This window comes from Burkholderia pseudomultivorans (assembly GCF_902499075.1).
Classification (GTDB): domain Bacteria; phylum Pseudomonadota; class Gammaproteobacteria; order Burkholderiales; family Burkholderiaceae; genus Burkholderia; species Burkholderia pseudomultivorans.
Genome location: NZ_CABVPP010000094.1, coordinates 1 through 17,284, shown reverse-complemented (window position 1 = coordinate 17,284; position 17,284 = coordinate 1). Strand labels below are relative to the sequence as shown.

General features: G+C 58.8%; 18 protein-coding genes and 2 pseudogenes. 7 read left to right on the top strand and 13 right to left on the bottom strand.

Features of this window, described 5'->3' with window-relative positions; genetic code table 11:
• Positions 1–102 precede the first annotated feature (102 nt).
• Complete coding sequence (locus tag BST28156_RS33195; RefSeq protein ID WP_174904444.1) at positions 103–1,818, bottom strand: hypothetical protein; 1,716 nt, start codon at positions 1,816–1,818, stop codon at positions 103–105.
• A 274-nt stretch (positions 1,819–2,092) separates the two neighbouring features.
• Here BST28156_RS33195 and BST28156_RS33190 point away from each other — a divergent pair, with 274 nt between their 5' ends.
• Positions 2,093–2,668, top strand: a complete 576-nt coding sequence (locus BST28156_RS33190) for a recombinase family protein (RefSeq protein ID WP_174904443.1) — start codon at positions 2,093–2,095, stop codon at positions 2,666–2,668.
• A gap of 92 nt (positions 2,669–2,760) precedes the next feature.
• Here the strand turns inward: BST28156_RS33190 and BST28156_RS33185 are convergent, their stop codons facing one another.
• Positions 2,761–3,711 carry a retron St85 family RNA-directed DNA polymerase gene (locus BST28156_RS33185; RefSeq protein ID WP_302478091.1) on the bottom strand — a complete coding sequence of 317 codons (951 nt, stop codon included), beginning with the start codon at positions 3,709–3,711 and terminating at the stop codon, positions 2,761–2,763.
• A complete protein-coding gene (locus BST28156_RS33180; RefSeq protein WP_174904441.1) occupies positions 3,708–4,655 on the bottom strand; it encodes a retron St85 family effector protein in 948 nt (315 codons plus the stop codon). Before BST28156_RS33180 ends, BST28156_RS33185 begins: the two co-directional genes overlap by 4 nt.
• Before the next feature lie 835 nt (positions 4,656–5,490).
• Between BST28156_RS33180 and BST28156_RS33175 the strand changes: the two genes are divergently transcribed.
• Positions 5,491–6,516, top strand: a complete 1,026-nt coding sequence (locus BST28156_RS33175) for a DUF3427 domain-containing protein (RefSeq protein ID WP_174904440.1) — start codon at positions 5,491–5,493, stop codon at positions 6,514–6,516.
• A 104-nt stretch (positions 6,517–6,620) separates the two neighbouring features.
• Here the strand turns inward: BST28156_RS33175 and eco are convergent, their stop codons facing one another.
• Positions 6,621–7,118 (bottom strand): serine protease inhibitor ecotin, encoded by a 498-nt coding sequence (gene eco / locus BST28156_RS33170; protein ID WP_174904439.1) that lies wholly within the window; start codon positions 7,116–7,118, stop codon positions 6,621–6,623.
• Positions 7,119–7,260: 142 nt separating this feature from the next.
• Between eco and BST28156_RS33165 the strand changes: the two genes are divergently transcribed.
• Positions 7,261–7,572 (top strand): hypothetical protein, encoded by a 312-nt coding sequence (locus BST28156_RS33165; RefSeq protein WP_060240907.1) that lies wholly within the window; start codon positions 7,261–7,263, stop codon positions 7,570–7,572.
• A gap of 321 nt (positions 7,573–7,893) precedes the next feature.
• Here the strand turns inward: BST28156_RS33165 and BST28156_RS33160 are convergent, their stop codons facing one another.
• Positions 7,894–8,262 carry a hypothetical protein gene (locus BST28156_RS33160; protein ID WP_060240908.1) on the bottom strand — a complete coding sequence of 123 codons (369 nt, stop codon included), beginning with the start codon at positions 8,260–8,262 and terminating at the stop codon, positions 7,894–7,896.
• Positions 8,263–8,419: 157 nt separating this feature from the next.
• On the opposite strand from BST28156_RS33160, the gene BST28156_RS33155 reads away from it, so the two are divergent.
• Together BST28156_RS33155 and BST28156_RS33150 are read left to right on the top strand one after the other, a co-directional pair.
• Positions 8,420–8,800, top strand: a complete 381-nt coding sequence (locus tag BST28156_RS33155) for a DUF5594 family protein (protein ID WP_060240909.1) — start codon at positions 8,420–8,422, stop codon at positions 8,798–8,800.
• 193 nt (positions 8,801–8,993) lie between these two features.
• Positions 8,994–10,361, top strand: coding sequence for an MFS transporter (locus BST28156_RS33150; RefSeq protein ID WP_060240910.1), 1,368 nt, complete (start codon positions 8,994–8,996; stop codon positions 10,359–10,361).
• A 16-nt stretch (positions 10,362–10,377) separates the two neighbouring features.
• Here BST28156_RS33150 and BST28156_RS33145 read toward each other — a convergent pair whose 3' ends face one another.
• From BST28156_RS33145 to BST28156_RS33135, 3 genes are all read right to left on the bottom strand, one after another.
• Positions 10,378–10,974 carry an AAA family ATPase gene (locus BST28156_RS33145; RefSeq protein ID WP_009688766.1) on the bottom strand — a complete coding sequence of 199 codons (597 nt, stop codon included), beginning with the start codon at positions 10,972–10,974 and terminating at the stop codon, positions 10,378–10,380.
• The gene (gene otsA, locus BST28156_RS33140) at positions 10,967–12,388 is read right to left on the bottom strand and encodes an alpha,alpha-trehalose-phosphate synthase (UDP-forming) (protein WP_174904438.1); all 1,422 of its coding nucleotides are present in this window, start codon (positions 12,386–12,388) and stop codon (positions 10,967–10,969) included. The genes BST28156_RS33145 and otsA overlap by 8 nt, the downstream gene beginning before the upstream one ends.
• Positions 12,389–12,526: 138 nt before the next feature.
• A complete protein-coding gene (locus tag BST28156_RS33135; RefSeq protein ID WP_174904437.1) occupies positions 12,527–12,724 on the bottom strand; it encodes a hypothetical protein in 198 nt (65 codons plus the stop codon).
• 293 nt (positions 12,725–13,017) lie between these two features.
• Between BST28156_RS33135 and BST28156_RS33130 the strand changes: the two genes are divergently transcribed.
• Positions 13,018–13,569: a hypothetical protein gene (locus tag BST28156_RS33130; protein WP_040127931.1), complete on the top strand. Its 552-nt coding sequence runs from the start codon at positions 13,018–13,020 to the stop codon at positions 13,567–13,569.
• A complete protein-coding gene (locus BST28156_RS33125) occupies positions 13,566–14,060 on the top strand; it encodes a hypothetical protein (RefSeq protein WP_060240914.1) in 495 nt (164 codons plus the stop codon). The genes BST28156_RS33130 and BST28156_RS33125 overlap by 4 nt, the downstream gene beginning before the upstream one ends.
• A 571-nt stretch (positions 14,061–14,631) precedes the next feature.
• On the opposite strand, the gene BST28156_RS33120 is transcribed toward BST28156_RS33125, so the two are convergent.
• From BST28156_RS33120 to BST28156_RS33100, 5 genes and pseudogenes are all read right to left on the bottom strand, one after another.
• Positions 14,632–15,066 carry a TraB/TrbI/VirB10 family type IV secretion system protein gene (locus tag BST28156_RS33120; RefSeq protein WP_052288951.1) on the bottom strand — a complete coding sequence of 145 codons (435 nt, stop codon included), beginning with the start codon at positions 15,064–15,066 and terminating at the stop codon, positions 14,632–14,634.
• A 72-nt stretch (positions 15,067–15,138) separates the two neighbouring features.
• Positions 15,139–15,390: a PAAR domain-containing protein gene (locus BST28156_RS33115; protein ID WP_012492761.1), complete on the bottom strand. Its 252-nt coding sequence runs from the start codon at positions 15,388–15,390 to the stop codon at positions 15,139–15,141.
• Between the two features lie 28 nt (positions 15,391–15,418).
• Positions 15,419–15,946, bottom strand: a complete 528-nt coding sequence (locus BST28156_RS33110) for a hypothetical protein (RefSeq protein WP_230847181.1) — start codon at positions 15,944–15,946, stop codon at positions 15,419–15,421.
• 10 nt (positions 15,947–15,956) lie between these two features.
• A pseudogene (locus BST28156_RS35235) lies at positions 15,957–16,952 on the bottom strand (glycoside hydrolase family 24 protein); the annotation flags it as partial.
• A 97-nt stretch (positions 16,953–17,049) separates the two neighbouring features.
• Positions 17,050–17,196 (bottom strand): annotated as a pseudogene (locus tag BST28156_RS33100) (site-specific integrase); the annotation flags it as partial.
• Between the last annotated feature and the right edge of the window lie 88 nt (positions 17,197–17,284).

Below are 17,284 nucleotides of genomic sequence, written 5' to 3'. Positions count from 1 at the left end.
ATCATGAACACGATATCTCTAACGCACTGCCCTCAGGGCCCGTTTACACCGTATCCAATTTCAACAGCCTGCTAGGCTCGACGACCAACATTTTCTCACGACTTACTTCACCACCTCCGCGCCTTGTGCTACTCGATCCAACTGAAGCACAACCGGCACAACTACGCGATCTAAAAAACGTTCATGGGTGTAGATAAGGCTCGGCCCTTCCGGGTCGTAGGTCAACCCGGCGAATAGCACTGTTTCCATTACGTGCGGGGATTCATCCGCAAGACGGACGTAGTTCTTGACCGTCCACCGGAGGACCGCCCTGTGCAAAGCTTGCACACCCTTGTTGCGCTCGGAGCGATGCAACTTCAATCCCAAAACATTGAGCAGCATTCCCAACACACGTGTGCTCTTGTAGTTCGCGAACTTATCCATCCGGGTCACTTCTTCAAGAAGCTGACGTCTCAGTTTGAAGCCGATGATGTCGGCGGCGGTGCCTTTCGGATACAGACTTTCAAAAAATCTACTCCACACAGCGTTATGCTGCACAGACCAGCTCAGGTCGCGAGGCCTTTGGATCTGCGATGCGCAGACTACTAACTCGAACATCAGGTCCGCGACCAAGTCACATACATCCTTCCGGTAGTCGCCTTTGCCGCGCCTCAGCGTCACATGCCGATGGTCAACGTGGCCGTCCATAAGCTTGATGAACTCAAGCACAAAGTCGACCGCAACATTGAGCTTTCTGACATCGTCATGGTCCCAGGCCGCCGCCGAAACACCATCGAGCTGACCGAGACTCATCACTGAGTGTTCGATGTCGTCGAACGCACGGCCGAGCACTGGTGGATATTCGGAAAAGTTACCGCACTCAAAGTAATCACGTGCCGTGACTAGAAGCAGACGACAGTATGCTTCCCATTGCGACGCATCCCATCGCCTCTGTTCCTCGAAGGGGATATCGAACGCAACATCCAACGTGTGAACAACGGCATACTGCCCATACAGTGCGCTTGAGATGGGCTTGGTATAGCCAATCATGCCCGTGTAGTAGCCCTCAATCTCGTGATATGCAAAAGAGTCCTTGTTTTCGATTGCAGCCGCCGTGAAATTTCTTGCGAACGTGCCAAGCGGCACGTAGTAGCGCTTCTGATCACGCAGCTCGGAAAACAGCGCGAGGGCAACGACTGGAGCCGAAATAACGGCCTCACGGCAAAATTTCTTATCTGCGATCAAGAGGAGCGCTTCGTATGCGCACTGACGGACCAGAAAGCGGCGACTTGGCTTCTTACCCTCCTGGGGCGACATCTCTTTGGCGAGCAAGTCTTCCCCCCTTTGCCATGAATGGCGAATCAGCGCGCGTGCAGAGCGTGCGAGTTCGTCGGCAATTACGGCAAGTTGCTCTGGCGAGCCACGAAGAACGATGCGATACAGCTCGCGAGTAAAGCGGAAAGCGTTCAACCGACAGTAGACCGGTGGCTTGATAAAAGCAAAGTACACCCAGACCACGAAATTCGTGAGAAAAAGAAACCCAAGTAAGGCCTGCCAGCCGGCCGGACTGATCACTCTTCCCATCGGAACGAGCCATTGTTCAGCGCGCCACCAGTCGGTCAGTAACGTCAATAGCCCAACGCCGCCGACCACTGCGAACGTGACCGTCTCAAGCGGTACGGGTGCGGTGGCAACGCGGAATTTGTATCGTGAGTCAGCAATCGTCCACGCCAAAGCCATGAGTGCGACGGCGGCAAGATACTCTGCGAATCCGAAGAACTTCGGATCATCTTTTTGCAGGTGAACAAAACACACCGACCAATAGCAAACATGGGGCATCGGCTCTGTCTCCGGGACCATTGTTGATATGGTAGCAGGCGCATTCATCGGCGCTTGATCACGCGATTTGGCGAAAACATCCTCGACTGGAGCTAAGTGTTACATGGGCGAGAAAACTCCCGAGCAATCGAGAGGCGATCGACCTCAAGCCCAGCAGCGTGTCCGAAATCGAACCCTTTCGGACACTATCGCGAAGCCATGTCCGAAAATAAGCTTACGCAACTTTCGGACATAGGCTATCATTCGGACATCCATTTCGTACACAGAGAGCAGCATGTCCCGAACCTTCGCATACGCCCGAGTAAGTACGACTGATCAGACTGCGGCCAACCAACTTCGCGAGATCGAGGCGGCAGGCTTTTCGGTCGACAAGCGCCGCGTCGTTACGGAAAGCATTTCTGGAAGCGTAAGCGCGCACCAGCGACCGGGGTTTTCCGAGCTGTTACTTAAGATGGAGGAAGGTGACGTTCTGATCGTGACGAAACTCGATCGCCTCGGCCGTAACGCAATGGATGTTCGCGCGACCGTCGAGATGCTGGCAGAACGAGGCATTCGGATTCACTGTCTCGCACTCGGAGGGGTCGATCTGACCAGCGCTGCCGGCCGCATGACGATGCAGGTATTGAACGCCGTCGCTGAATTTGAACGCGACCTGTTGATCGAGCGCACCCAATCCGGGATCGCGCGGGCAAGAGCAGAAGGGAAGACTATGGGTCGACCGACTGCGCTAACGAAGGAACAACAAATCGAAGTGCGGCACTTACTCGGCGAAGGCGCGTCTGTGGCCGCACTTGCCAAACAGTATGAAACGAGTCGTCAGACGATTATGCGGGTTCGCGATGCAACCTAAGTCCGATGAGGCAAAGACACTTTTCGAGGCGCAGCGCGATCCACGATGCAACGAATTCATTCAAACGGACAACACAAGAAAAGCGACGTCAATTAAGCGTCGGATTTCTTCCGAATCTCCAATATCGTACAAATCAACTCGTCCGAGTATTTTCGCTTCATCCGCATCAAAAAATCCGGCTCGACATCGCAAGCGAAGCCTAGCAAGCCCTGCAATCGATAGACCTCGGCCTGCGGAAGCTCGGACAATGTAAATTTGTGCACAAGCGCACTTATCTCTCGCTTCCTATCGCGCCCTAGCGAGAGCTGGCCTTGGTTATTAATAACAATTCCCGTTACCCGACGACTATGCTTAGTCGAAAGCGAGATTGTTTTCTTATTATTAAATCGAAGCGAAGGATACTCAACATCCCTCGCAACACCCCGGATAAATTTTTCAATTACCGCCGATTTATTTCTCTCATTCGTCGAGAAAGTCATATCGTCGGCGTATCGAGTGTAAACGACCCCCTCCCTAGAACACCATTCATTCACTAGAGAATCAAATTCGAACATTATCGAATTTGACAGCAATGGCGAACTAGGCGCCCCAATACTGAGGCACAATTTCTCGCCAACCTTTAGTTGGATACACGACACTCTAGCAATATCATGAATCGCATCAAGATCAAGCACTTCGCTCAAATGCACACGCATGTGCTCAATCAAATCATCTGACTTGATTGAAGTGAAAAAATTCTTAAAATCAAATTTCGTCAAATAGCGCTGCGCCTTATGCGCATCGGCATTTCTCTTAATACTAGAACCGGGTTGATACGCACTAGCACACGAATGGACAGGAAGGCTATTAAAAATATTTTCTATTAGCCAGTTTTGAATAAATTTCGTCTCTTTCGCCGGCTGCGCGATCGTCCGTTTTCCGCCCGTTCTCTTAGGAATGGTGTAAACCTTGTAGGTATGCGGAGAACGAACAATCAAGCGATTGAGCTGTGCCTCACTCAATCCTAGCGATTCCTGCAACGACTCTCGAAGATTTATAGTCACGCGCTTGCTCCCGACGACAAGGCTTGCGCAATGACCCGCTGCCGATGTTTTTGCTTCAGATCCTCGTTGTAGAACTCAAGACATTGAGCCTTCAGCCTGAGATAGTCATGAGCATGAGGTTTCTTCCACGAGAATCTGAGCTTATGATACGACTCCCCAGTTCGAATATAGAACTGAGAATCACTATACGCGACCTTTCTGATCAGCCGGAAGCGCTCAAGCAAGAACAATCGGCTTCTCAACTCCTTCTTCGTCAAAACGACACCAAGACCCGAAATATATTCTAATATCTCACCCTCTTTTAAAGCACTAAACAGCTTTATGATCTCACATATCAATACAATCACATGAGAGCGAGAGTTAGTCTTAAATGTTTGACTCTTGTCCAGCTTGTCCAGCTCTTCCCTGACATCGGCAATGACGTCACCAACAACATCAGCCGCAATATCACGAGGCCTTTCAATGATCCACGGATAACTTTTGACCCGTGAGTTATCAATTTCGCGAATAAATCGCAATATTCCAAGATTAATAAACGAATCAGCGTCACCAAACTGCGTGGAGGTAATGGCGATCATTTTCTCTCGAAACTCACCCAGCTGAGAAAACGCCCCCAATTCAACCAACGACCCCGCACTTTCCAAAATAATGACGACAAGGGAGCAAATGCTTCCCAAGTCGGACTCGAAGTCCATCAGATTTTGGAAAACACCATCGGCTTGCCAAGAAGTAATTTCTTCAGGGCGGAAGATTTCGTAATCTGCGTCATGCGAGCGGGTGATCGCATCGCGCATTGACTTGATGTCGGGAACAGGGTCGTCGGCTCGCTCCTTCTGAGCGACCGGCCCCCCGCAGAGCAGCACGATGGGGCTGTCACAAAACTCGACCCTGCTGGTCGCAATCTCGACGTTGGATAGGATCGCGGGCCGAGGATCTGACAGCATAGAAATTGTGTTCTTTACCTGAACCGGCCGCAGATAACGGCTGTGGACCGTAAGGCAGCGCCTGGAGGGCCGCAGCCGTTAGCTGCGGAATAAAACCAAGCAATGAAAATGAGTCTGGCTAAACGCCCGACTAAGCTAAGCAAATCGTTCTAGCTATATTCGCGTAAAGAACGCGTTGGAGTATGACTTGCGCGAACCGGCGCTGTCAACACGATCGTTAGCCTCTACGTCGGGAGGCACACACATCCGGCTCAGCGTGCCTAGCAAGCTCGCCGGGAGGGCGGCGGGCCGGGCAAGATTTTGCGCGCAGTGTTCCAGACGGAGCATCGAGACGCCCCGGCAAGCGCTGCCTGCAAGCACCGCCTATCTCCAACGTTGTCTCCAAAAAAATGTGTGTTTTGGAGATAGACTTGGAGATAGCCTCCGCCTTACCAGACAGGGCTGACAAGGCGAAACGAGTGCTTGTCTCCAAATCTCCAAAGATTTTTCTCCCGGCGACACAACAGCGGTTACTTACCGCATCCACTCCCATCGACGGCGTCTACCTCTAGATACCTGTTGGTATTTTTGTTGGTATATCCGACGAATCTCCGCCGGAGTCGGCCTTGTGGTGGAGAGATATGAATTCTGTCGGGGACCAGCCATGCTTTTTCCCCTTCGCTAATGCTTTCCCCTCGCTAACCGCCGCGGCGCCGTCCTGTTTGGTGCTGTTTGCGCCGCGATCCCGGCCCCCAGTCATGCTTAGTACGCGTCCTTAAGATGCGTAGAGAAATGTGGACCGGTATTATTGAGATAACTGCTGCCATGTCCCTTTTAAAGCACAGCTTATCCCTCTATGCCAAGTCTCACTCTCTGGAACGACTACACGCGCCAAGACGTTCACGCAATCTTTTCACCCAATACGAAATTTACCCCTCAAGCCGGCACGTGGGGACTACAGGGCATGGTGCGGGTTCCGGCGCGCCAAGGTGATTGGGTCTTTTTTGTCACGTTCGGCCAAGAGCAAGGCGATCACGTTTTCGACGAGTCGATCACGGAAGACGGTGTTCTGAGCTGGCAATCTCAGCCTGCGCAACGCCTCACGGACGACGTCATCCAAGAACTGATTGGTCATGACGAGCAGATCAACAATATCTATTTGTTTCTACGCACGAAAAGTCGGGCCCCGTACTGCTACCTCGGAACGATCGGCTATCTGACGCACGACTCATCGCGAGAAAAGCCCGTACACTTCCAGTGGCAATTGCTTCAATGGCCAGTACCGCACGACACTATGGATCGGATTGGCTTGTCGCCGACAACCGTACCTTCACCTTCGCTGGTCGAGCCCACCACTCAGCCCTCCGCCGGGATATCATTTTCCGCCCCACCTTTGCCGAAGACTGCTCGACAAGGCGTGTCATCTGATGATTTTCGTCATCGAAAGTCGCCCGACTACTCTGCTCAAGACGCTCGGAATCGCGCGCTAGGCTTGCAAGGCGAACTGCTCGTGCTCGAACATGAGAAAAACACACTGATCGCAGCCGATCGAAGAGACCTAGCCGAACGTGTCACACACGTTTCCGTTACAGAGGGCGACGGTGCAGGATACGATATCCACTCGTTTCTTCCGGACGGGCGCGATCGTTACATTGAGGTCAAAACGACTCAAGGCGATGCTCGTACCGCCTTCTATATCTCACCGAACGAACTCGCATTCAGCGTCAAAAATCCCGGAACTTACGTGCTGTACCGGCTGTATCAGTTCGATAAAAACGCACAAACTGCGCAGGCCTATGTATTGAAAGGTGATTTGACGGCACAACTTGCATTGAGCCCTTTGGCATACAAGGCAGAGCTACAGGTCGCGCCCGATCAATAACAGGTACGTCAACAACGCGTCGGATGTTCGTCCACCATACGAATATCTTGACGCATGCGTGAGCGTTCGCGCGGGCCACGTGGCCCACGCGGCCTCGCGCTTCCTTACTGCCTCCCCCCCTCCCGCACTTCCTTCGACGCATTCCAAACGCGATACCGCACTTCAAACCCCTCCGGCACATAAACAACCAGCGGCAAACGGCTGTTATAACGCAGCAGTTGTTCACCACCACGCACCTGCACGAACCGCTGCTGCGGCGCCTGCCCCGGACACGCCATCAGCGTCGACGCCGGCCCCTTCACGTCGGCCAGCCGATAGTACGTATAGCCCCAGCCCTTCACATCCTCGGCAGTCAGTTCTCCGCCGAACCACTGCTGGTTGCAGTCGGTCTGCAGCGTCTTGCCGATCATCAGTTCGACACGCGCGTCGCCTTCGTTCTCGAGCGCGGGCAGCGCGATCACGACGCGCTGCTGGCCAGCCGTCGGCTGCGGAAACATCTTGATCGATTCGGCCGGCACGGCAGGCGCCGACGCCGGCCCCGCCGCACACGCGGCAGTCGTCACGCAGAAAGCGGCCAGCGCGGCCCGGATCGCGAATTTCATCGATGTGCTCCTGAAAAACAAATGAGCCCCGGATGCTAACACTTTCGTCGCGAGACCTTACGGCGCTGTAATTTCAAGACACAATTCCAAACAGCCGGCAACCGCGTCGCGCGGTACTTATAACGAAACAACGGAGAACATCATGCTGAAGCTCATTGCTGCCGCCGGCGTCGCCACCCTGCTGGCCGGCTGCGTCGTCGGCCCGGACCCCGGTTATGGCTACGGCCAGCCCTACTATTCCGATCCCGGCTACGCGTACGGGCCTTCTCCCGTCTACGGCACGGTCAATATCTGGGGCGGTGGCGGCGGACGCGACTGGGACCGCGGACACCGCGACTACCGTCGCTGGGACCGCGATCGCGGCGACCACGGCGGCTGGCGCGGCGGACGCCGCGACGACTGGAACAACGGCGGCGGCGGACGCGGCCACGGCGACGGCGGCCATCGCCACTGACGCAATTGCAACCGTTTGTATCCGCGCGCGCTCGTCGTTGATCACCGGTGTCGCGCGCGAAACGGTCGTATGCCGGGACATCGGCGCAAAAGCAAAGGCCCTCGCACGACTGCGAGGGCCTTTTGTCGTTATCGCACCGGACGTCCTACCGATGCCAGTCGAGAATCAATCGCTGCTGCCGACGCCGTCTCAAGCGAATAGTGACTCCGCAATCACGCGCAAACGTCAACCCACGGATACATCGGCGGCCCGACGAAACCACCGGGCCTCATGACGGCTCCACCGCCCTCCGACACCGTATCGACTCACGCGTCCCTCCGCTTACCAGCCGGCCGGCTGCGCATAACCGTAACCACTCGACACCGGTGCGCCGCACACGTACGCGCGTTGATAGCGGTCATAGCAATAGCGCGAGCCGTCGTCCTGGTACTGCGCCTGCTGATAGGTCGGATACGCCGGTTGCTGATACGCCGGCGCCTGGTAATACGTCGGCGGCTGATAGGCCGGCGCCTGATACACGGGTGCCTGATACGCAACCGGCGGATTCAGCGCGGACGTGACGATCGCACCCAGCACGGCGCCGCCGATCAGCGCGCCGATCACGGCACCGCCGTCGCGGCCGTGCGCGGAAGCCGGGCCCGCCACGACGAGCGAACCGGCGAGAACACAGACTGCGGCAATTTTTTTCATGATTGGACTCCCACGCGAAGTGGTACGGGATGCGATGCATTGTGGCCGCAAGTCGCCGTAATAGATGCAGCAAGTGGTAACGCGCGATTACCGGTGCAATGCCTGCCGAAACGCGGCAACGCCGTGCTACGATTTTCCGCACAAAGGAGACACCGTCATGCAGCCCGAAACCGCCCGCCGTTTCGATACCGAATTCGCGCCGCGCATCGCGCGGGCGATCGCCGCCTTCTTCTCCGATCACGTCCAGGCCGACGTCGTGCCGTATGGCGGCCACGGGCATCCGACGCGGGTTCAGATCCGCAGCGCGCCGCACGAACACGTCAGCGGCTTCACGCATCCGCTGAACCTCGAGCTGACCTGGGACACCGACGAAATCGAACGCCTGATGGAACCCGGCGGCCCGCAGCGTTTCGAGCACTATCTGGCCGCACTTCCGAAGAAGCTCGGCGCCTGGCAGGGCGCGCGCGACATCGACCTCGCGTCGCGCACGCAGGCCGACCCGCTCGTGCGGCTCGGCGGCCTCGACTTCGAAGGCTGAGCATGCGCGCCGGCCGGCGGCCCGGCGGCGCGGTACGTCCACGTCGTCCGATGCGGGCCGGTGATACACTCGGCCGATCCCGATCCGGCGCGCTTGCATCGGCCGGACCGCTCACCGCCGCGTCCGCCCGGCGTCATGGTTGCGCATGCAACCGGCCGCCGGATGCGTGCACAACCCTGCAATCGCTCCCGTCATGAACGCCGATACCGGCCTGCCGATTCCGCAACGCTACTGGGCGATCGTCTGCGTCGCCCTGGGCATCACGCTCGCCGTGCTCGACGGCGCCATCGCGAACGTCGCGCTGCCGACCATCGCACGCGACCTGCACGCATCCGACGCCGCATCGATCTGGATCGTCAACGCCTATCAGCTCGCGGTCACGATCACCTTGCTGCCGCTCGCGTCGCTCGGCGAACGCATCGGCTATCGCCGCATCTATATCGCCGGTCTCGCGCTGTTCACCGCCGCGTCGCTCGGTTGCGCGCTCGCCGGCTCGCTGCCGATGCTCGCGGTGATGCGCGTGATCCAGGGCTTCGGCGCGGCCGGCATCATGAGCGTCAACGCGGCGCTGGTGCGGATGATCTATCCGTCGTCGATGCTCGGGCGCGGGCTGTCGATCAATGCGATGGTGGTCGCGCTGTCGTCGGCGATCGGGCCGACGGTCGCGTCCGCGATCCTGTCGTTCGCGTCGTGGCCTTGGCTGTTCGCGGTCAACGTGCCGATCGGCATCGCCGCGGTGCTCGGCAGCGTGCGCGCGCTGCCCGCCAACCCGCTGCACGACGCGCCTTACGACTTCGCGAGCGCGCTGATGAACGCATGCGTGTTCGGCCTGCTGATCATGGCCGTCGACGGGCTCGGTCACGGCGAAAGCCACACGTACGTCGCAGCCGAACTGGCCGTCGCGTTCGTGGTCGGCTATTTCTTCGTGAAGCGCCAGTTGACGCAGCCGGCGCCGCTGCTGCCCGTCGACCTGATGCGCATCCCGATGTTCGCGCTGTCGATCTGCACGTCCATCGCGTCGTTTACGTCGCAGATGCTCGCGTTCGTCGCGCTGCCGTTCTGGCTGCAGAATTCGCTCGGCTTCTCGCAGGTCGAGACGGGCCTGTACATGACGCCGTGGCCGCTCGTGATCGTGTTCGCCGCGCCGCTCGCGGGCGTGCTGTCGGACCGCTACTCGGCCGGCATCCTCGGCGGCATCGGGCTCGCGCTGTTCGCGGCCGGCCTGCTGTCGCTCGCGACGATCGGCGCGCATCCGGGCACCGTCGACATCGTCTGGCGGATGGCGCTGTGCGGCGCGGGCTTCGGGCTGTTCCAGTCGCCGAACAACCGCGCGATGCTGTCGTCGGCACCGCGTTCACGCAGCGGTGGAGCGGGCGGCATGCTGAGCACCGCGCGGCTGACGGGCCAGACGCTCGGCGCCGCACTCGTCGCGCTGATCTTCGGGCTCGCGCCCGATCGCGGGCCGACGATCGCGCTCTATGTCGCGACCGCGTTCGCCGCGGCAGCGGCCGTCGTCAGCATGCTGCGCATCGCGTCGCCGCAGCCGGACGCGTCGACCTGATGCCGCCGCGCGGCGCTCACGCCGCGTCGAGCGTGTCCAGCACGAAGCGCACGCGCGCCTTCACGCTCGCGCGCGGCAGTTCGATCAGCCGGTAACCGTACGACGTGTAGCACTCGACCATCGCGTCGTAGGTGCGCACCGCCTCCGCGAAATCCTGCCGGCGCTCGGTGTCCTGCGCGTAGATGTCGCGCCACGGCGGCGCGATGAACACGCGCCGGTGATAACGAAAATGCCGCGCCGCCGCTTCCGCATGCGCGGGCACCGCGAGGCCGGTCAGTCGCAGGTAGCCGATCACGTCCGGCATGCCGCGGTCGAAGAACACCGGGCCGCGCGCATGCCGCGCCAGATGGTGCGAGCGCATCTCCCAGCTCAGCATCAGTTCGGCGAATGCGGCCGGATCGCGCCACGGCAGCGCGTGGCCGTCGACGGTCATCTGGTCGCGGATCACGCCGCGCCCGGCCTCGTGCGAGCGCGCGAAGCCGGCGCGTTCGAGCGCATCGAGCAGCGTGCTCTTGCCGGAGCCGGGGCCGCCCGTCACGACGAAGAAGCGTTCGATCGCATCGTCGGCGACGCCCTCTTCCGTCGCGCCGGCCGGCTGCGCGAACTCACGCATGCGCGACCCGCCGGCCCGCGCGCTGCGTGACCGAGGCGGCCGCCGCGACGCTGCGCAAGTCGGCGACGAACGTGTCGCGCCACACCGACAGGTCGTTCGCCCGCAGCCGCGCGAGGTTTTCCTCGTGACGCGCCTGCCGCTCCGCGAGCGGCATCGACAGCGCGCGTTCGAGCGCGTCGGCCATCTGCGACAGGTCGTACGGATTGACGAGCAGCGCGCCGGTCAGCTCGGCCGCCGCGCCCGCGAACTCCGACAGCACGAGCACGCCCGGATCGGCCGGATCCTGCGACGCGACGTATTCCTTCGCGACCAGATTCATCCCGTCGCGCAGCGGCGTCACGTAGCCGACCTGCGACATCCGGAAGAACGCCATCAGCAGGTTGCGCTCGTACTTGCGGTTCAGGTACTGGATCGGCGTCCAGTCGAGCTGCGAGAAGCGCCCGTTGATGCGGCCGGCCTCGCCCTCGAGCGTTTCGCGGATGTGCTGGTAGGTCTGCACGTCGGAGCGCGTCGGCGGCGCGATCTGCACGAGCGATACGCGCCCTTGCCAGCCCGGCGCGTTCGTCAGCATCCGCTCGAACGACTGGAAGCGCTCGACGAGCCCCTTCGAATAGTCGAGGCGGTCGACGCTCATCACGAGCTTGCGGCCGTCGAGCGCGTCGCGCAGCATCTTCACGGGCTTGCGCGAGCCGTACTGGACGGCCGCCTGCGCGATCGCGTCCGGATGCACGCCGATCGGATAGGCGGCCACCTTCACGACGCGACCGTGCGCATGCAGCATCCCGTCGTCGCTCGCCGCGCCGATGCCGCGCCGCTCGATGTAGTCGGTAAACGCCTGCTTGTCGGCGTCGGTCTGGAAGCCCGCGACGTCGTACGCGCACATGAACTTCACGAGCTCTTCGTGCGGCGGCACGAGGCGCAGCATGTCGGGCGACGGAAACGGAATGTGCAGGAAGAAGCCGATCGGATTCTTCACGCCGAGTTCGCGCAGGCAGTGCGCGAACGGCAGCAGATGATAGTCGTGCACCCAGATCAGGTCGTCGGGTCGCAGCAGTGCGGCGAGCTGCTTCGCGAGCATCGCGTTCACGCGCAGGTAGCCGGCGTACTCCTGCCGGTCGAAGCGCGCGAGATCGCCGCGGTAGTGAAACACCGGCCACAGCGTCGCGTTCGAGAAGCCGCGGTAGTACTGATCGTAGTCGCGCCGGGTCAGCCCGAGCGTCGCGTAGGTGACGTTGCCGTCGCGCTGGATCGCGGGCGCGGCGTCGGGCGCGCCGACGATCTCGCCGTTCCAGCCGAACCACACGCCGCCGGTTTCCTTCAGCGCGTCCATCACGCCGACTGCGAGGCCGCCCGCGCTCGGGCGCGTGTCCTCGCCGGCGGCGACACGGTTCGATACCACGATCAATCTGCTCATGCGGCTTTCCCTCCTCGATTCGATTGGATGACACGCGGCGCGCGCCACGGCGGGCGCGGCGGCCCGCAGGCGGCCGCGCGGCGATTCAGACGTGAGAGATGCAATGAAATGCGACAGCGGAATGCAGCGGCGACAGGGTCAAGCGTCCTGCTCCTGGCCGAGGTCGCGCTGATAGTCGAGCCCTTCCGGGCGGGCACCGCCCTGGTTGTGATCGCCGTCGGACGGCGTCTCGCCAGGCGTGCCGGCAGGCGGTGCGGATGGCGCATCGGTCGTTGGGCGCGAACGATCGGCGCCCTCGTCGGCGGGCCGGTGCGCAGGCCGTTTCGAACGGCGCATGACGGGGTGTCTCATATGCGGCGCGGCTCGGAGCCGTCGTTGAAACCTGTCATAACGAAATAGTTTAGGGCGCTTCTTCGCGTGTCGCGGTAACAAGACCCTTCAATTTGTAACGTTTCGACCCCTCGTCGGCCGTCTGTTCGAAAATGACGTCGCGCGCCCGCGCGCGTACCGGCGGTGTCCGTTTCCGCCGCCGATTTGTCAAAGCTTTGCAGTTTTCCTATGACAATTGCGAAACAATGACGCGGCATGGGGCGGGTCGCCGCTCACCCAGACAGGACTTGCACTCAGGGATGAACATTCGTTTCGAATCGCCGCGTCGGGCCATGCCGGCGCGCATCGTGCTGGCCGCGGCCGCCACGGCTGCACTGCTGTCCGGCTGCAACTCGCTGTACAGCGAAGGCGCGACGGCCGGCGCCGGCATCGCGGGCGCGGCAATCGCGTCCAAGGTCACCAACAACGCCGCTGTCGCGACGGGCATCGGCCTCGGCGCCGTCGCCGGCGCGCGTGCCGGCGTCCAGTACACGCAGCGCGTCGCGCACCGCTATACGCAGGAACAGATCGCGAAGGCGGCCGGCCCGCTCGAGGTCGGCGGCGTCGCGCCGTGGTCGACGCACCATTCGTTTCCGATCGAGGACGACGAACAGGGCCGCGTGACGGTCAGCCGGATGATCAGCGTCGGCCCGCTCGACTGCAAGGAGATCGTGTTCGCGGTCGATACGCCGGCGAAGCCCGACAAGGCCGCGCAGTCGGCGTTCTACGTCGCCACGATCTGCCGCGACGGGCCGACCTGGAAGTGGGCGTCCGCAGAGCCCGCGACCGAACGCTGGGGCGCGCTGCAATGAGCGTCGCGATCCGGGTCGCGTCGCTCGGCGCGCTGTGCGCGGCGACGATCGCGCTGTCGGGCTGCGGATCGGTCGGCGCGGCGAGCGGTGCACTGGCCGGCGCGGCGACGGGCCTCGTCACCGCGAACCCGGCCGTCGGCGTCGGGGTCGGCATCGCCGTGCAGGCGGCGACCGACGAGGCCGTCAATCGCACGATGAAGCAGCTCCATCAGAACCAGCAGGACGCGATCGCGCGGGTGGTCGGCAGCAGTGCGGTCGGCGACGTGAAGCCGTGGAAGGTGAAGAACACGATTCCGCTCGAGAATGGCGAAGGCGAAGTGCGCGTCACGCGCGCGTATTCGTCGGCGCTCGCGATGTGCAAGGAATTCGCGTTCTCGGTGAAGGACGGCGACAAGGCCGACTGGTATTTCGCGAATGCGTGCCAGCAAGGCACGCACTGGAAGTGGGCGTCGGCGGAGCCGGCGGTCGATCGGTGGGGGAATTTGCAGTGACGGGTTGTGCGGGCGGGCGAGCGCCCGCGTGCAAAACGGCGAGCGCCCGGTCAGGAATACGCGGTACCGGCTCGCGACCCTGAAGGACCTCGCCGTATCGCATCAGGACTCGACGTCCTAGCGTCTCAATACTTGCTCACGCATAAAACCCAAAACTATCATAGCGTTACAAAAACCCGCCAGCAGAGAGCTCGGCTGTTTATAGTGTCTTGTAGGCACCATGTAGGCATTTCGATTCTCCATCAATCCATGTAAGTCCATGTCGACAAATAGGACATGATCAAATTGAATCGAGTTTTGACCTGCTTGCCGTACCGGCCGAGGTCCATGACCATGCGACGCTAGTCGGGAACAACGTAAAAGCTTTGCAGAACGCCAGCTATCGTCAAGTCCTGACTCTCAATGGTCGGGATGGTCAATTTTGGGCCTCGGTGTGGCGAGTTAGAAATAGCCTATCGCTTGCCAGCGGTCCATTAACCATCAAACACGCCTGTTAGCCAAGAAATGAAAGGGACTTCACGTATCCGTTCAGTGCGGAACGATGAAAGCCTTTGTCACGAGGGCTGCGACACTAGAGCCAGGCTGTCGAAGAGCTGAGACAGTGATACCGGCCGAACCATCCGGCATACAACCCCTCAAGCGGCGGATCAAACTGCAAAGTAGCTGTGCCAGGCAGCTGCAAGCCGCTCCACTGAACCTCACGGCGGTCGTTCACCTGCCTGATCGTTTGTCCGATCAGCTTGCTTCCCTTCGGAATGGCAACGTTGCCAAAACGGTCATAGACGTTGAGCGACACGATGCCGATCATCATGCCGCCAATTCCGGGATCACCCGTTTCCAAGCCAACAGCGATGGGAGTGTCATCCGTGATTTCGTACGGCCGGATGTGATGGAATTTCGCCACGATGGGCGCATCCGGATCCGTGCCATCGGCGGCTTGGGCCCGCGCTCCATCCGAGAGCATCAACATCACCACGCACGACAGGATGATCAGGGGCAACTTCACGGCGAACTTTTCCGTTGCTGAAGGGTCGGTGCCAGCCACATGCGTGCGAGCAAATACAGTGTCTTGATCCGATCATACGAGACTCGATATCAGGTGACAGCCACATGTGGCGCGATGGCCGTGACGCGCGATTGGAAGGCCGTCATCCATCATCGATGCGTCGCCCTCTTCGATGACGTTGGGTGATACTTCAGGATGCTGAGGGCACGACACATAGTCGCCTTTTCGTGCGACGTAGCGGCCGTCAAAAGACATTGTCGAAGAGGCCGTAATCACCTTGCCTTTGTGGTCAGTGTCATCGTGAAGGCGGATTAAATTTATCATGATATTTCGTCTTGACAAAAAAATTATCCTAATTTTCTGTTTTGCAAGAAGAGAATGAATTGGGGATGGCGACCATCTTAAGATTATCGTCGAGAATGAATTTACGCTCCCGGCACTCCGCAGGCTTTCCGTTCGATGCGTCGATATAGTATTTCGCGACAAGCATCTTGCTGTCTGCCTTGCTTAGCAATTCGGTGATATATGATCTACCATCCTGAATTTTGTTAGGCGCCTTGCCATTTGACGAAAACATATCCAGGGAGTTTAAATCCTTTCCCGTTGAAAGATCTGATAAAGTGTAATAACGACACTCCATGCCACAACTATGGACCCCGATGTGATATTTTCCCGCGAAATTTATTACAGGAGGCTCCACTAGCTTGCCATCATCATCTCGCCAGCCGGAATCGGTTTTTTTGTAGTACTTTGGTATATGCAGAGAACCTCGATAAAGAGCGGAAGGATGATTTGCGAAATCGATATCCTGCCCCCAGCACAAGGCATGGCTCATTGCTGTAACCACAATGGCAAATTTCAGTAAAATATCACTCTTCATTGTTCGCTTTTTATTTAATCAAATCATCAAGACCACCAACAGGAACTGCAAGATCACTATTTCCCGCGAGCTCGTCCGCCACATATTTTTCAAAATGCTCCTTCACTGATTTCATGTTGACGCCACCTTGACCATACTGATCGCCTGGCAGACTGGCCCACTCATTATTGGCATGATGCGTGAAAATCGCTCGTTCCAAGTCAGCATTTTTCACATCATCGAGACAATTTCGTTTGTATTTCATGATCGCAACAATATACCTATCTTGAGAAATTGGCGAGAAATCTTTGACCTTTGCCAATCTTCTGTAGGTTTGCCCCTCTTCCGGGAACCAGTTATATCCCATGATCTGATATGCGCCTGCAGCCGACGAGGTTATGCTCTTTCCGTTATGTTCTCGCGTGACAAATATCTTCGGATGGTCGCTAAAATCTCGATGATAATCTTTGATGAAAGACTGTCCGCCATATAGCCTCTCATATCCTTCTGGCCCCTCGGTGCCTTCGCCGACTCGAAGCATTCGTAAAAACGCACGCACCCTGGCTTCTTCTAGAGTAATACCAATCCCGCTCAGACCGCAGAAGTTACCGATAATCCCAATCGGATGAAAATGCCACGGATTTGGATCATCAGGAAATCCGTCCACTTTTTTCGCAGCAACCGCCTCCCACCATTGAAGCTTCCCGATGCGCTCGATTTCGGCCTTCCACAACCACAGTAGCTTCTTCATTAATGGCGATAACTCCTCCCATTTTCCCAAGCCTCCGCCCCATTCACTTTCACAACGCACGATGAGGTGGGAAAGCGCTTTCAACGACCAATCTACTTCTTGCGCATGTTTCAATTCTTGTGCAGTCACCTTGCCATCATGGTTTGCATCGAGGGCCTTCTCAAGCTTTGCGATAAGCGGGCTCGAATTGACCGTTGCCGCGCTTGTTTCGAATTCCGTCTTGCTCTCATCGGCAAGAAATTGCTCTCCGACGTGGATGTAACGTTTGAACATGTCTCATAGCGATTAAATCGGCTCAGAACGAATCCACGAGGTGTTAGCTAGTCGACTTTGTCATGGTCGTCAGTGGGCCTTAATCGGCTCCTGACGACTAGACGCCCCGAACCATTTCATCTTCGGTCCGGCGCGCCCAGTCCTCGGCGTCACGTTTGGTGCGGAAAGTCTTGGCCGTAGTCGGCCAACCGATCTTGCGGATGACTGCCTTCCACGTGCCGGAAGGCGTCTTAACGATGGTCGCCATGTACCTGTTCTGTAAGCGGCTCGGCCGGACCGTTTCCCGATGCTGATTTTTCCAATGCATGATGGGTGCGTTTAGATTGCCGGAGCCA

What these genes read in the sequence shown, in the direction of transcription:
- BST28156_RS33195 (WP_174904444.1), bottom strand. Translation starts at nt 1,818, where the DNA reads ATGCCCCATGTTTGCTATTGGTCGGTGTGTTTTGTTCACCTGCAAAAA.
- BST28156_RS33190 (WP_174904443.1), top strand. Translation starts at nt 2,093, where the DNA reads ATGTCCCGAACCTTCGCATACGCCCGAGTAAGTACGACTGATCAGACT.
- BST28156_RS33180 (WP_174904441.1), bottom strand. Translation starts at nt 4,655, where the DNA reads ATGCTGTCAGATCCTCGGCCCGCGATCCTATCCAACGTCGAGATTGCG.
- BST28156_RS33175 (WP_174904440.1), top strand. Translation starts at nt 5,491, where the DNA reads ATGCCAAGTCTCACTCTCTGGAACGACTACACGCGCCAAGACGTTCAC.
- eco (WP_174904439.1), bottom strand. Translation starts at nt 7,118, where the DNA reads ATGAAATTCGCGATCCGGGCCGCGCTGGCCGCTTTCTGCGTGACGACT.
- BST28156_RS33165 (WP_060240907.1), top strand. Translation starts at nt 7,261, where the DNA reads ATGCTGAAGCTCATTGCTGCCGCCGGCGTCGCCACCCTGCTGGCCGGC.
- BST28156_RS33160 (WP_060240908.1), bottom strand. Translation starts at nt 8,262, where the DNA reads ATGAAAAAAATTGCCGCAGTCTGTGTTCTCGCCGGTTCGCTCGTCGTG.
- BST28156_RS33155 (WP_060240909.1), top strand. Translation starts at nt 8,420, where the DNA reads ATGCAGCCCGAAACCGCCCGCCGTTTCGATACCGAATTCGCGCCGCGC.
- BST28156_RS33150 (WP_060240910.1), top strand. Translation starts at nt 8,994, where the DNA reads ATGAACGCCGATACCGGCCTGCCGATTCCGCAACGCTACTGGGCGATC.
- BST28156_RS33145 (WP_009688766.1), bottom strand. Translation starts at nt 10,974, where the DNA reads ATGCGTGAGTTCGCGCAGCCGGCCGGCGCGACGGAAGAGGGCGTCGCC.
- otsA (WP_174904438.1), bottom strand. Translation starts at nt 12,388, where the DNA reads ATGAGCAGATTGATCGTGGTATCGAACCGTGTCGCCGCCGGCGAGGAC.
- BST28156_RS33135 (WP_174904437.1), bottom strand. Translation starts at nt 12,724, where the DNA reads ATGCGCCGTTCGAAACGGCCTGCGCACCGGCCCGCCGACGAGGGCGCC.
- BST28156_RS33130 (WP_040127931.1), top strand. Translation starts at nt 13,018, where the DNA reads ATGAACATTCGTTTCGAATCGCCGCGTCGGGCCATGCCGGCGCGCATC.
- BST28156_RS33125 (WP_060240914.1), top strand. Translation starts at nt 13,566, where the DNA reads ATGAGCGTCGCGATCCGGGTCGCGTCGCTCGGCGCGCTGTGCGCGGCG.
- BST28156_RS33115 (WP_012492761.1), bottom strand. Translation starts at nt 15,390, where the DNA reads ATGATAAATTTAATCCGCCTTCACGATGACACTGACCACAAAGGCAAG.
- BST28156_RS33110 (WP_230847181.1), bottom strand. Translation starts at nt 15,946, where the DNA reads ATGAAGAGTGATATTTTACTGAAATTTGCCATTGTGGTTACAGCAATG.